Source organism: Undibacterium sp. GW821-FHT07F11 (genome assembly GCF_059418665.1).
In genome coordinates this window covers 1-14,388 of record NZ_JBWKQH010000007.1, presented here as the reverse complement: position 1 = coordinate 14,388, position 14,388 = coordinate 1, and the positions used below count along the sequence as shown (strand labels likewise).

The window sequence follows — 14,388 nt, the reverse complement described above, 5'->3', positions numbered from 1 at the left end:
GCGCAGATTTTATGGTCGACCCGAAAGACTTCTTGAACTGTTTTGATGTCTATGATAGAGAAGAAACTTTGGGTGAAGAACTCAATCAATTTGATCCAAATGAACAAGGACAATTGGAGGATTTATTTGAACGCTATTTTTTTTGTGGAGGAATTTTAGCGCTCACACCTGCTCATAAGGTTGAATTAGTACGCGTGCTAAAGGACGCGTTGGACAATAAATATTTCGATTTTTCTGAGATATTTCACCCAGATCATGACGCGCCCGACACTATTTACTTGCCAACAGCTTGGAATATTGATAATCCAAGAGGTTTCTTTGAAAATATTTATCGCATTGTCGTCGAACGATGGAAAGAAGATTTAATTTCTGCCGGTATAGATATTTCTTCTTGAAGGAGAGGAAATTCTCTGGCTTGTATTTAAATGAAAAATTCACCGCTCACCGCAGCGATAAGAATTTTTATTAATTACGAGAGTTTGTTTTTGGTAAATTTCGAGATACAGTTGGACGTGGATTTATGCCTGACCCTTTAATACCCCGGAGTACAATATTTACTCCAAGACTCGAAAATTGGTGGATTAATTTCGACCGAAATTTCGACGTACCAATTACGGCGTTTCCAATTGAGTGAAAAATTGATGAATTCTAAATGCAGTAATATTAATGGCCTCGTATTTCCTCTGGATGGTTTTTTGGTGGGCTTTGGCGAAGCCAAATCAGGAACAAACCAAATTATTGGCGGGCATTCGCCAGATGTCTTGAGATCACCGCTATATACTATGCATCCCAATAAGGTGATTAATTCTGATGATACAATTTCAGTTGATAAGTTCAGGGGGCCTGTGGTTCGAAAAGATGGAACATATGCGCTGTCAGCAGCAAAGTCGCCGAACATACACACTATTGCACCGCCAGATTGGAATAATGTAGAGGTTTTAAGGGCTGGTCAAATGACGGCGAATGCACCAGGAATCCTGCTTCGTGATATTAATGGCGTGAAGACCACTTTGCACACTGATAATTACAGAGGTGTGCAGTGGCAAGTGATAAAGGATAACGGCGTTATTACGTCTTCATTTCCTGCCGGGACACGTCCCATTGTACCTCCCACACCTTAAGGAAAATAAAATGGATGAAAATAGAGTAGATTTATTTGAAAAACTGATAGGAGCAGAAACCTTTTCATGGCAGGAATACAGCATGGGGATTGCGTCAGAGGCCTTAACGCCATTTTCTAAATATGATTGGGAGGGCTTGTTTGCCATAACATTGACCAAGCCGCTTTACTGGCAGGAACGCTGTGCTGAAGCCATTGGTTGTCTGGAGCACAGGGAAGGTCTGGCAATTTTGATGGCTTTGCTGCTGTCCCCATCCAAGGACATAGCAGTGACTGCAGTCATTCAACTTGATTACATGTCGGCGCAATTGCCGCGGAGATTTGAAGTTGCCCTAAGGAATTTGCTGGTCTATGTAAATGAAAATGAGATACCGCTCGATGATGTGGTAAGGGGTTTGATTGATCGTTTAAAATAAATTGCAGAAGAACTTCTGATGAACGGTGTTGATGTAGGCTAGCTTTATTTGTTAAGTGTGGTCGCCTATTTATCCGTAATGGTGATTTTAAGGAAAAAAAATGGATGGAAGTAAAGTAGATTTATTTGAAAAACTGATAGGGACTGAAACCTCTTCATGGCAAGAATACAGTCTTGAAATCGCCTCAGAAGCCTTAACGCCATTTTCTAAATATGATTGGGAGGTCTTGTTTGCCATAACACTGGCCAAGCCGCTTTACTGGCAGGAGCGCTGTGCTGAAGCCATTGGTTGTCTGGAGCACAGGGAAGGCCTGGCGATTTTGATGGCTTTGCTGCTGTCCCCATCCAAGGACATCGCAGTGACTGCAGTCATTCAACTTGATTATATGTCGGCGCAATTGCCACGGAGATTCGAGACTGCTCTGGAGAATTTACTGGTGTATGTAAATGAAAACGGGAGACCGTTCGGTGATGAAATAAGAGGTTTGATTGATCGGTTAAATTGAAATTAACCAGAACGGCGCATGGCATTTGTATCGCCGACGTATTACGGGAGATCATTACATAGCGAAATCCCCTGTGGCATAGCCGAAGGGCTTGGGTGCGAAAATTGAAGCAGCCTGGTCTTTTTGTCAGTGGTTTGTTTAATGACCTGGTTGCGATTATAAAACGGCCCTGCTGAAAAAATTACCTGGAAAGTATGACAAGAAAGAGGCTGTTCCATTTTGGGACAGCCTCTTTTTTTGTCCAAAAAATTGCGTTCTGCTGATAGCTATACATACGTCCAAGCAAGGATATGTATAGCAAAATAAATTTTAAAAGGAAACAAACAATGGCATATTTCCAAAGAATTTTTGGAGATGATGGACTTCCATATCTCATTGATACATCAGGTGAAAGGGCTAATGAAAGTTATTCCCCGTGGGGTATCGGCAGTGATGATCTTGAATTAAGATCCGAGCCGCCACCATTTGCTCGTAATGCAGATATTGATTTCGGTTACGGGCAAGACATGGCCCGCTTCAGAGAATTTCAGCCGACTCCCCCGGAGTCCAATAGTGTGATATCTGATCCGGGTGAACTGGCGAAATCGGATTTTCTGCGTGCAGAAAAAACAGGCTATCGGGATGGTGATTTTGACAGGCGTTATGTGAGTAAGGCTGGTGACACGATGACTGCATTGTTCAAGAGAGAGTATGGCTACACGCCAGGCGCGAATGAATTGATTCAATATGCCAATCTGAATGGCATGAGTAGCCCACATCAATTGTCTGTGAACAGGGTGATTACCAGCCCTGATATTGGTCGATTGCGTCAGGCTCAAGTGAGCCGGGATCAGGTCAATGACTATTGGAAGCAAAATGACGTTTTCAATGAGAGAAAACGTATGGCTGTCAGAGATGACCCACTGACAAGCTGGGCCCATATCACTGGCACTCAAGAAGAGAGATTGGCGGATCGCAATTATTTGGACGCCATGAGAGCCGCGGATCGCAGACCAACAATGGAAAATGCAAGAAGACTGGGGCTGTATTCATCTACTGATTCTGCGTCCACTCCCTCAAAGCGTTGGCACCCGGAAGTTATGCCTACCAGTGACCCTGGATCTGGTTTTGCAAATGGTGGGACGGAAATACTAGCAGTAAGTGATGAGCCTCCCATCGGTTACCGTAATGAAATGAGAAATGCTGTGAATGCCAGCGGGCAGTTTATTAACGGAGTTGGAAGAGGCGCGGTCAATGGTACTCCTAAACTGTTGGCGTCAGCGGTGAATGGATGGGGATACATTGGCGCAGGCTTATACGATCAATTCTTGGGCGGCCCTCAAAGCAACCGCCTTGGTCAGGCCTTTGAGTTTGGCAAGAAATATGATGGTGAATTGCTGCCTTATGATAGTGACTTGAGCAGATGGGGTGGGCACATTGGTGAGTTTTTAAGCCCTGCGATTTCCACCAAGGCACTGACACTCGGCAATGAGGTGAATAACCAGCTTCGTATTGCATCGACGGCTGCCCGGGACTGGAAATATGGTGCGATGGAACGACAAATGTTGAACGACGCAGGGCTAGGTAGGCCAGCATTAGCTGACGCTAGCATCCCATCATCTGATGAGTTAAACTATCTGGCAAAAAGTACATTGGATTTTAGTAGCAAACCGAATGGTGCCGTTTTTTGGTCAGGTGGTAATATGAATCACGCTCAGCGGTTCGGCCGCATGACTGGAAAAACTACTCTTGAACAAACATCTGGTGGCAGATATCTTGATGATCTTCAATTATTTCCAGTGAAGCCTAATAAAGGGGTGAATGTCTCTGCGGAAGACTTGATAAGGTCAGAAATGGCGGCAAAAGATGCAGCTAAAGTGTTTGATGTTGCTTCAGCGAGGTTTGCTCAGGAAGCAAAGGGAAATGTAAATGCGTTTACTTTTGGTGCTAAGCGGACAGGCCCGCATGGTGAGCGTACCTGGTGGCGTGTTGAACAGCCTATTTTAAGAAATCGAAATCCCGACTTTCCAAATCCAAATATAAACGCCATTCGTCAATGGCGGTTCCCATGGGAGCTTGAACAATGATTATTTTTCCATTTTGCATGTTGGATCCAGAATGGTATTACTTTCGACGGCAGATAAGAGAGCAAAAAGAATATCCCCCGAGTAGAGACGAGCATGGCTGGTACCATATCACTATATTGTATAAAGGCGAGGCCCTGCTATACACAGATAAACATGGTTCAACAATGATCGATTTTGAGATCAGGACACCTTGTTGGGTATCCGCAAGTTCAATCAAGCGGTGGAGTTGCTTTTGGAAGATTTCGGACCAACAGCGTAAACTGATTTTGGATAGAGTCGTTCATATGTTTATTGCCGATGAGGGAGGGTGTAAAATCATTGACTGACGTGATCTGGGTATTGGACACAATCGTGCGTGTTGGCCTGCTTGTGTCCTTGCTTTTGTATTGCTTGAAGTATGACGAAGACGTTGCTGACCTGACAAAAAATAAGAATGCAAAAATTATTATGTCTTTGGTGAAATCTCTTACTTCAACTGCTATCTGTTAAAATACTGTTTTTGTCAAATAAATGATTTCAAACAGGTGCATTCAAGCTTCTTCGCGTTAGCCGCAAAGCTTTGATGATTGCCGCAACCCTGGTCTGGATTTGTTGTCTTGCATGTAACTCCCCCTTCTTTCCTGAATTCCTGTATGTCTGATTCCAAACCTGCTGACGGTGTGAAGCCGCTGTTTTATGATCCTACTGAGCGCCGCATCCGTAGCTTTGTCACCCGCGCCGGGCGCTTGTCTGATGCGCAAGCCAGGGCGATAGAAAACCTGAGCCCGCGCTTTTGCATCCCTTATCAAAAATCGCCGCTGGATGTCGATGCGGCATTTGGCCGCCAGGCGCCCACAGTGTTTGAAATTGGCTTTGGCATGGGCGAGACCAGTGCCAAGATTTCTGCCAGCATGCCGGAGAAAAACTTCATTGGGGTCGAAGTGCATACCCCTGGTGTGGGTAGCTTGCTCAAGCTGACGGATGAAATGGGTTTGCAAAACCAGCGCATCATCCAGCATGATGCCTTTGAAGTGCTGACAAACATGATCGCGCCAGCGTCCCTGCATGGCATACACGTGTTTTTTCCCGATCCATGGCACAAGGCACGTCATAACAAGCGTCGCCTGATACAGGGGCCGCTGGTAGCCTTGCTGGCCTCGCGTCTGGCACCTGGCGGGTATCTGCATTGTGCAACAGACTGGGAAGAATACGCCGTGCAAATGCTGGAAGTATTGAGTGCCGAACCTGCACTGGAAAATACTGCTGAAGCTTATGCGCCACGCCCAGATTATCGCCCTGTGACAAAATTTGAAAACCGTGGCTTGCGCCTTGGTCATGGCGTGTGGGATTTGGTATTCCGTAAAAAATAATCCTGGCTCAAGATAAGTCCAGCGCTATTGCAAAACCTGCAGCGCTGGCTTGGTACGCAGGTCGCGCCAGCGTGCTTCTGTTTTCCAGCGTACTGACCAGTCAATAAACTGATCTGCCGGCATGGGGCGGGCGATACCATAGCCCTGTGCCAGTCGGCAGCCCAGTTCCAGCAACTTGGCACCATGTGCCATGGTCTCCACCCCTTCTGCTATCACTTGTCGGTCAAAGGCACCTGCCAGGCGTATCACGCCTTCGACGATGTCCATATCCTCCACATCAGTCAGCATATCGCGGACAAAGCTCTGGTCTATCTTCAAGGTGTCGACCGGCAGCTTGCGCAGATAAGTCAGTGATGAATAACCTGTACCAAAATCATCGAGTGAAAAGTGTATCCCCAACTGACGGCAGCGGTTGAGTATTGCGACGGCTTGTTCCATATCCGCAATGGCGGCAGTTTCCAGCACTTCGAGCTCAAAATTGCTGGCCTGGAAGTAGGGATGAACACGTAAGGCAGCTTGCAGGTAATCACAAAATTCTGGTGCCAGCAAATGATGTGCACTGATATTCGCACTAACGCGGATGGCGATGCCGCGCAATTGCCAGTGATAGGCTTGCTGTATCGCAGCCTTGATGACCCATTCGCCCAGAGGCTTCTCTAGTTTACTGCCATAAATATGGGGCAAGAATTCAGCGGGAGAGAGTATGCCGCGATTCGGATGTTGCCAGCGTATCAGGGCTTCAGCACCGACGATTTCACCGCTGATCAAATCGACCTTGGGCTGGTAATACAAAACGAATTCATCCTGGTCGAGTGCAATTTCCAGTCTTTCCAGTATTTGCCTGCGCTGTTGCGCCTTACGGTCGTTTTCAGGGTCAAACAGGTGGTAGCGGTTCTTGCCAGCTTCCTTGGCCAGATACATGGCATGGTCGGCATGCCGTAGTAAAGTGTCGGCATCGACATTGTCATCAGGGTACAGGCTGACACCGATGCTGGCCGAGATACTGATCGATTTTAAATCTATCTGTATGGGTTTGCTGACACCGATCAGAACACGGTCCAGTATCATGGCGCTTTCTTCTGCGGACGAGATGTCAGACAGCAGAACGGCAAATTCATCGCCACCTAAACGCGCCAGAGTATCGTCGGCGCGCAAGACATGCTTGAGGTTCTCTGTGACGCCCATCAATAAACGATCACCGGTAGTGTGGCCATATTTGTCATTGATCTCCTTGAAACCATCCAGATCAAGAAAGCACACCGCCAGGGACTTGTTGGTGCGATTGGCACGGTTGACTGCCTGACTCAAACGATCTGCCAGCAGGCGACGATTTGGCGCACCTGTCAGCGGGTCATAGTGGGCCATGCGGTCGAGTTCTGCTTCATGTGTCTTGAGTTCGCTGATGTCGGTGAAGATACCAACATAATGCTGGATTTCGCCAGAGGCATCCCGTACTGCCGAGATGGATAACAGTTCAGGAAAGATTTCGCCATTCTTGCGTTTGTTCCAGATTTCACCGCGCCAGAAATCATCTTCTTTCACTGCTTTCCACATCTCGGCATAAAAACTGGCATTGTGGCGGCCGGATGCCAGTATCTTGGTCGGTTTACCGTAGGCTTCTTTCTCGGTATATCCCGTAATGCGGGTGAAGGCTGGATTGATCTTGGTGATGCAACCACGTGGATCAACCACCATGATGCCTTCAAAACTGCTGGAGAATACGGTTGCTGCTTCACGCTGTGTCATTTCCAGGATTTTTTGCCCCGTGATATCGGTGTGTGTGCCTGACATGATGAGGGGTTTGCCATTTTCATCCCATGCCACGATGGCACCTCTGGTCAGTATCCAGCGCCATTCACCTGATTTGCTGCGTAAGCGTAACTCCATTTCGTGGCTGGTAGTTTGTCCCTTGATATGTCTGTCGAGAGAAGTTTGCGCAGCTTTCATATCGTCGGGATGGACATGGTCTGACCAATACTCGGGGCTGACATTCATTTCACCTGGCTCGTAGCCCAGCATGGTTTCCCAGCGGTCGCTGACCTTGAAGGTGTTGGTGATCAGATTCCAGTCCCAGTAACCCAGATCAGAACCTCGCATCACACGTTCAAGCCTTTGTTCTCTTTCAAGTAACTCGGCAGCGATGATTTTTTTCTCATTGATATCGGCCAGAGTACCCACCACGCGCAAGGCATTGCCTTCAGCATCGCGGCTGACAACACGGCCGCGCGTATGCACCCACTTGACCTCACCTTGCTTGGTTAGCAGGCGGTATTCAAAATCCACGTCACCACAGTGAGTGGATCTATAGTTTTTGATATGTTGCAATACCATGGCGACATCGTCGGGATACACCTGGCGCCTGATAAATTCCAGGTCCTGGGTATCTTCGCTTTCTGCATAGCCCGTCATATCATAATACCGCTGTGAGCGATAAACTTTGCCTGATGGCACATCCCAATCCCAGAGCGCCTCGCTGGTTGCAGCGATCGCCATTTGCAGACGTTCTTCACTGGCGTGCAATTGCATGGCAGCGACTTTGCGTTCGGTGATGTCTTGCACGCTACCATGCAACCTGATTAATTTGCCCTCTGCATCTTGCACGGCTTCACCACGGGCGATAATCCAGCGATGACTGCCATCAGGTCTGATGACCTCCGCATCGCAAGTGTAAGAGGAAAATGTCCTGAATGCCTGTTCGACTGCACTTGCAAGTCTGGCCCAGCTCTCGGGAGTGAAGTATTGTTGTACTTCTGGGTAAATTGCCGGTGACAAGGTGGGGTCACGACCATAGATCATATACACTTCTTCCGACCAGGTATGCACGTCAGTGCGGACATCCCAGTCCCAGCTCCCAACTGCGGCCAGGCGCTGCGCCACTTTCATGGCAGCTTCGCTTTCCTTCAGCGCGGCTTCAGCTTCCTTGCGTTCGGTGATATCACGGGCGATACCAAACAAGCCCTGTACCTTGCCAGCCTTGTCCAGCATGGGACCCTTGGTTACCATGAACACCATGGACTTGCCATCAAAGGTATTTATATATTCGTCATGTGATTGTATTTCACCGCTGGCAATGACACCCTTGTCCACTTCCGTAATCAGTTGCGCCGATTTTTGCGGGAATAGCGCGTAATCATCATGGCCTATGATTTCTTGCGTCGATTTGCCTGCAAATTTGGCAGCAGATTCATTGGCCAGCACATAGCGCCCCTTCAAATCCTTGACGAAAATGGCATCTGAAGTGCCACGTATGATGGCGTCGAGCAAATTGCGGTTGTTTTGCACCTTTAACAGGGATTCCCGCAGGGCCTCACTGAGTATGCTGACAGCAATGCCGTTGACGATCAGAAACCCCAGTTGCAATACATCCTGAGTTGTTTTGATCGCAAAACTGTTTTGTGGTGGGATGATGAAATAAGCCAGACCCAGACTGGCGATCACCGTTGATAGCAGACCTGGCCCGAGACCGCCCAGCATGGCACTCAGGGTGATGGGTAAAACAAACATGATCAGCATTGGACGGTTTTCAAAGCTGGGGGCTATCGCCAGGCGCAATATCAGTACCGACACGGGCAGGGCAATCGCCAAAAAATAAATGAGCCAGCGTATTTTGTATTGTGGGTGAAACACCTCGAGTAATGTGCTGCCCAAATCTTCTTGCCTACGGACGGGCAATTGCGGTACAGCCCGCAAAGCCAGAAAAAACAATGCCGTTGTGACGATCACAAAGAACACGCCCTTGACTGTTGACAGCCAGGTGATAGCCTCAATATTGCTGAAGCTGGCTAACAGACTGTCAGACAATAGTATCCACGCCAGTGCAAATAGCAGATACAGTACCGTGACGATACTGATATAGCGATTGCGTGTGGTAGTCATCATAAAGAACCTGCCGTTTCAACATCGGTGACGAAGATGAAGCCTGGTGTTATGTGTATGCTGTCATCAGCCTGGGATCAGTTGAGATGGGCTGAATTTGCAGCAGAGTCTATTCTTGTACAGTAATAAATATTACTAAATAGAATTATTTCATAAACGTAACACACATGAAACACACTTACTAATAAGATGTGCTATATGTGTTTTTTTGTCAATGTACAAAAAGGCAAATTATGTAAAATTGACATAAAAGAGACTGAGGGAAAAATCTCGTGCTCATTCTTAAACCTGTGGTATCGATACGCACGGGCTTCAGGTTACGGTTGCACTCAGTGGTGCCAGCAGGGCCTGCAAGTCTTCAGCGCTGAATTTACTGGCAAAAGCAGTATCACTGCCCAGCACGCCCTCGGCCAGCGCAGCCTTGCGTGCTTGCAAGCCCAGGATGCGCTCTTCTATGCTGCCTTCTACCAATAATTTGTAGATGAAGACGGCTTGTTCCTGGCCTATGCGGTGGGCGCGGGCATTGGCCTGCTCTTCCACCGCCGGGTTCCACCATGGGTCCATATGGATGATGGTGTCTGCCGCTGTCAGGTTCAAGCCCACGCCACCTGCTTTCAGGCTGATCAGCATGATGGGGACTTGCTTGTCCTGGAACTGGGCTACCACAGCACCACGGCTGGCCGTTGCGGTTTTACCGGTCAACATCAGGTAAGCCAGGTCCAGTTCAGTCAGCGCTGTAGCGATCAGCTCCAGCATTTCAGTAAATTGCGAAAACACCAGTACGCGGCGACCTTCAGCCACCAGCGCAGGCAGCATATCGCTGAGCATTTCCAGCTTGACCCTTTCCATCTCTGGCGGCAAGTTCTGGCCTTTCAGCAAAGCCGGGTCACAACAGACCTGGCGCAATTTCAACAGCGCATCGAGTATCGTGATCTGCGCGCCGTCAAAGCCCTTGCGCTGCAAGACGCGGCGGACCTGTTCATCAGCAGCAACGCGCACGCTTTCATACAATTCGCGCTGCTTGCCTTGCAGGCGCAGGCGCTTGATGACTTCTGTGCGGGGTGGCAATTCTGTCGCTACTTCATCCTTGCGTCGCCGCAGGATGAAAGGACGCACCCTTTGCGCCAGCAATTGCGCGCGCAGGGTTTCGCCATTGACTTCTATGGGTTTGCGCCACAGCCTTGAAAAACTGCGCATGTCACCTAAAAAACCTGGCATCAAAAAATCAAACTGTGCCCATAACTCACCCAGATTATTTTCCAGCGGTGTGCCTGTCATGCACAGCCTGTGCCTGGCGTGTATCTGGCGCACTGCATCGGCACTGCGGCTGGCGGCATTCTTGACAGTTTGCGCTTCGTCGAGGATCAGCAAATGAAATTCTTGCGCCTTCAACACTTCAAGATCACGCCATAACAGTGGGTAGGTCGTCAGCACCACATCAGCCTGGCGGATATCGGCAAACAAGTCTGCCCGTTCTGGTCCTTGCAGTGTCAATACACGCAGGGCAGGTGCCATGCGTCTGGCTTCGGCCTGCCAGTTAAAAATTAATGAAGTCGGCAAGACGATGAGGGCAGGGATGTCCAGCCTGTCTTCCTGTTTCTCTATCAGCAAATGAGCGAGTACCTGCGCGGTTTTCCCCAAGCCCATGTCATCGGCCAGTATGCCTGCCAGATGTTGCTCGCACAGGTATTGTAGCCATGCTACGCCATGCAATTGATAAGGGCGCAGCGTCACTCCCAGACCATCTGGTGCAAGCACTGCACGCGGGCTGCCAACCGTCTTCAGACGCTGTGCCAGGCTGCGCAAGCCCACATCTCCCTGTAATTGCCAGCCACCAAATTCACCGGCACGCTCAGGCTGGCTATCGAGCAGGCTGACACGCAGGGCTTCCAGTCTGTAGCTATCCCAGGAAGATAATTGCACAGGTCCTTCTGTCTGCGTCCGTTCGGTCAGCAAATCCAGCATGTGGATGACGATGGCTTTCAGCGGCGCTGCCATGGCATCAATACGCTTACCGCCAGGGGCGCGCAATTGTATGATGGCCATGTCATCAATCTGCCGTATCTGTCTGGCATTGAGCCAGCGGGCATCGCGTTGCAGCAGGTGTGCCAGCATGGGCACCAGGTCCAGCACCTCGCCTTCGATTTCTATTCCCAGGCTCAACATCCATGAGCCTTCACGCGCAGGCAGACCAAGTGGCGTGATGATCTCGTTACGGCCACGCATGCGCGACGCTACCTGCTTGCCGGTAATTGCGCCTGTGCTTTCATCGATAATGAGATGCCAGGCATCGACGGGCACGCTCTCGTGCGCAAAGCCGGGGCGCACCACGACTTGCCAGCCCAGTGCCTGCATCTCGGGTAATTTCTCGGCCCAGAAGTCGGCAAAAAATCCTTCTTGTACCAGACTCCAGAGTGGGCCAAAATTTTCTGCGATGCTATCTTTGCGCCATTGCAGGCTGGCAGCAGGCAGGGGTTGCAGACCTATATCCCAAACCTTGTCGAGTGCGTCTGCTTCCGCACCCAGATCGCGTAGCAGGCTCAGTGCCATGCCGTGTTCATCATGCAGCAATTGAGTGGAATGCGGTCTGCGGTTCAGCAAGGCTGTGGGCGCTGCAGTTTGCCAGCGCAAGCCAGTGTCGGTGTGATACAGCCAGTCGATTTCCACCACCGTCACACTGCCACCGCGTGGCCCAAAATCACCGCTGGGTTTCATACCCAGCAAGCCGTCGCCTCTGTGCAGGGTTTGCAGGGTGATGCGCGGGCGGAAATGTCCTGTTGCTTCAGGCAAACCACGTGGTGCTGGCTTATTTTCCTTCAAAACGCACCTGTATTGAACCTGACTGAGCCATGTCACCAAACTGTACTTCAATATCAGTTTCAACCGGCACTGATGGGCTGCCTGCATATGAACCGGTAATGATGGCCTGGCCTGCCCGCAGGCCCATTCCCTGGCTGCGCAAGAATTCTGCCAGCCAGTACAAGGGCAGGCGTGGCTGGCCAGCCGGATGCTGCCCATCCAATGTAACGCTTTCCTGACCGGCGATACACAACGTGATGGTGAGCTGCCTGGTTTGGCAGGCTATTTTTGTATCCACTACAGGGCCGAGCAGCAGACCTTGATTAAACAAGCCATCAGCAAAATGGTCATAAAAATTCAGTTGTTCCGCATGCGTATAGCGACTGTCGATTAACTCCAGTGCCAGCCTGGTTTCTGCCACTGCTGCATCGACTTCTTCTGATGCATAGGGCGCAGTCCTGGCAGGTAAATCATGGGCGAGTATGAAAGCCAGCTCTGGTTCTATCTTCACCTGGCCATGCCTGGCCCAGACCGCACATGGCTGCACATTTTTTTCTGCATTCGCTTCATGCACATCACTTGCATAGATTGGTGCCACTACCCATTTGTCTGCTGCGGGCATACCGCATTTCCAGGCAAGGATGGCTTGATCCGTCAGTTTGCTGACGGCACATTGAATGGCAAATGCTGCCTCCAGGTCACCTGGGCGATGTGGCTCAGGCAGGGCATTGCCCTGCGTACCGTTTTGTCGCCGCTCCAGCAAAATACTGGCTGCATAACTGGCACTGGTTTGATTCATGGTGGCAATTGGTAAACAGTGAAAGTAGGCATTTTATCCCGCCATGGTTTTCAATGCTGATTGTATATAGCCGAACAGGTGATTATCTATGCCCATGCGTAGTGCTGGCTGCTCAACAAAGGCTTGCTGGATTTTCTTTTGCAATGCTGGTTTATTGCCTGCTTTCTTGAGTGACAGTGTTTGCCATGCGTTTGCCAGTTCCTGCACTTTGGGATCGCTGACATGGCTGCCTGCAGTACATTCCTTATGTAAGGCAGCGATCAAGGCTGGCCAGGCGGCAGCATCTGCCAAACCATGCTGGCGCAATATCTCTATTTCATCTGGCTGACAATACGCGGTGTACAGTGGCAGGCTGGCGCAGGCTAGGGCGCGTACCATGTAATCCAGCGTGGCCTGATTCAGCCCCGAGAATAATTGCAAAGCCTTTTCTTCACTTTGCATCTGGTAAAACTTGATCAGTATCGCAGCGTCACCGCCGCTCTCATCCTGCATACGCTGCAACCAGCGCTGACTTAGTGATTGTGCCAGCGCATCTTCTGGCGACACTTGTTTTTGCATCAAGTCACGCAAGGCATGGATGAGTGCAGATTTGTCTGCCGTGTCCACAAATCTTCGCTGGTGGCGCAAAGCCTCCAGCTCGGCTAATGTGAAATATTTTTCGCTATGGACAGTCATCTCCAGCGCAGTCAGCCAGTCATCCACGACAGGTAACTGTGTATCGTCCAGACGTGCGGACAGGTTGAGCAAGTGATCGCGCAAGGCCAGTGCTTCACGTGCCTGTTTTTCCATCAGGCTGATTTGCTGCCTGACGATATCGCCCATGCTGACACTTTCATCATCAAGTATGGTGCGGATTTCATCCAGCGACAGTTGCAGGCGTCGCAAGGCCTGTATACGGTACAGGCGCAGTACGTCTTTATCGTCGTATAAACGGTAAGTGTTGTCAGCTCTTACAGAAGGGCAGAGCAAGCCTATCTTGTCATAATGGTGCAGGGCGCGCACTGTCAATCCGGTGCGTTTTGCCAGTTCACCTATTTTCAGTTTCATATTCTTCATGTATTCCTGGATTTGCTCATAAGTAATTTGCCCATGAGTAACATCGGGGATGATAAAGCCTTACCCTAGGTCAGGTGCAATCGAAAAGGCAATGAAAAATTAATTGCAAAAAATAACTAATTGGGCATATTTGATACAGAATCAATCAAAAATTTAAAAAATTGTTACATTTCGTCGCAATATTGTCCTAATAAAAATTTAACTTTCTATAATACTTTGATCGGTAATGTTGAATTATTATTTTAGCAACATTTTTCTTTGTAAATTTTGTCGAGAGTTCTAAATGGCCAACACAGCAGCAGACATCCAAAAGCTTTACATCGCCTACTTCAACCGTCCAGCAGACCCAAATGGTCTGGCGTACTGGATGGCCCAAAGCTTCACGCTGAACCAAATTGCCGA

Annotated in this window: 10 protein-coding genes; 6 read left to right on the top strand and 4 right to left on the bottom strand. The window is 49.3% G+C overall.

The genetic code is table 11. From position 1 onward, the window contains the following. Positions 1–11: 11 nt before the first annotated feature. The 6 genes from AC07OI_RS17855 to trmB all read left to right on the top strand — a co-directional run bounded on the left by AC07OI_RS17855 (position 12) and on the right by trmB (position 5,456). The gene (locus tag AC07OI_RS17855) at positions 12–395 is read left to right on the top strand and encodes a hypothetical protein (RefSeq protein ID WP_495258119.1); all 384 of its coding nucleotides are present in this window, start codon (positions 12–14) and stop codon (positions 393–395) included. Between the two features lie 231 nt (positions 396–626). Further along, complete coding sequence (locus AC07OI_RS17850; RefSeq protein ID WP_495258118.1) at positions 627–1,121, top strand: hypothetical protein; 495 nt, start codon at positions 627–629, stop codon at positions 1,119–1,121. Between the two features lie 10 nt (positions 1,122–1,131). Further along, positions 1,132–1,536, top strand: a complete 405-nt coding sequence (locus AC07OI_RS17845) for a hypothetical protein (RefSeq protein ID WP_495258117.1) — start codon at positions 1,132–1,134, stop codon at positions 1,534–1,536. Positions 1,537–1,636: 100 nt separating this feature from the next. Further along, positions 1,637–2,041, top strand: coding sequence for a hypothetical protein (locus tag AC07OI_RS17840; RefSeq protein WP_495258116.1), 405 nt, complete (start codon positions 1,637–1,639; stop codon positions 2,039–2,041). Positions 2,042–2,331: 290 nt separating this feature from the next. Continuing rightward, positions 2,332–4,107, top strand: coding sequence for a hypothetical protein (locus AC07OI_RS17835; RefSeq protein WP_495258115.1), 1,776 nt, complete (start codon positions 2,332–2,334; stop codon positions 4,105–4,107). 632 nt (positions 4,108–4,739) lie between these two features. After that, the gene (gene trmB / locus AC07OI_RS17830; protein ID WP_492707992.1) at positions 4,740–5,456 is read left to right on the top strand and encodes a tRNA (guanosine(46)-N7)-methyltransferase TrmB; all 717 of its coding nucleotides are present in this window, start codon (positions 4,740–4,742) and stop codon (positions 5,454–5,456) included. Between the two features lie 24 nt (positions 5,457–5,480). Here the strand turns inward: trmB and AC07OI_RS17825 are convergent, their stop codons facing one another. The 4 genes from AC07OI_RS17825 to AC07OI_RS17810 all read right to left on the bottom strand — a co-directional run bounded on the left by AC07OI_RS17825 (position 5,481) and on the right by AC07OI_RS17810 (position 13,986). Beyond that, on the bottom strand, positions 5,481–9,335 hold the full coding sequence (locus AC07OI_RS17825; RefSeq protein ID WP_495258114.1) for an EAL domain-containing protein: 3,855 nt from the start codon (positions 9,333–9,335) through the stop codon (positions 5,481–5,483). 309 nt (positions 9,336–9,644) lie between these two features. Next, entirely contained in the window at positions 9,645–12,152 is a 2,508-nt protein-coding gene (locus AC07OI_RS17820; RefSeq protein WP_495258113.1) for a DEAD/DEAH box helicase, read from the bottom strand. Continuing rightward, positions 12,139–12,930, bottom strand: a complete 792-nt coding sequence (locus tag AC07OI_RS17815) for a fumarylacetoacetate hydrolase family protein (RefSeq protein ID WP_495258112.1) — start codon at positions 12,928–12,930, stop codon at positions 12,139–12,141. Before AC07OI_RS17815 ends, AC07OI_RS17820 begins: the two co-directional genes overlap by 14 nt. A gap of 33 nt (positions 12,931–12,963) precedes the next feature. Then, positions 12,964–13,986, bottom strand: coding sequence for a MerR family transcriptional regulator (locus AC07OI_RS17810; protein ID WP_495258111.1), 1,023 nt, complete (start codon positions 13,984–13,986; stop codon positions 12,964–12,966). Positions 13,987–14,388: the final 402 nt, after the last annotated feature.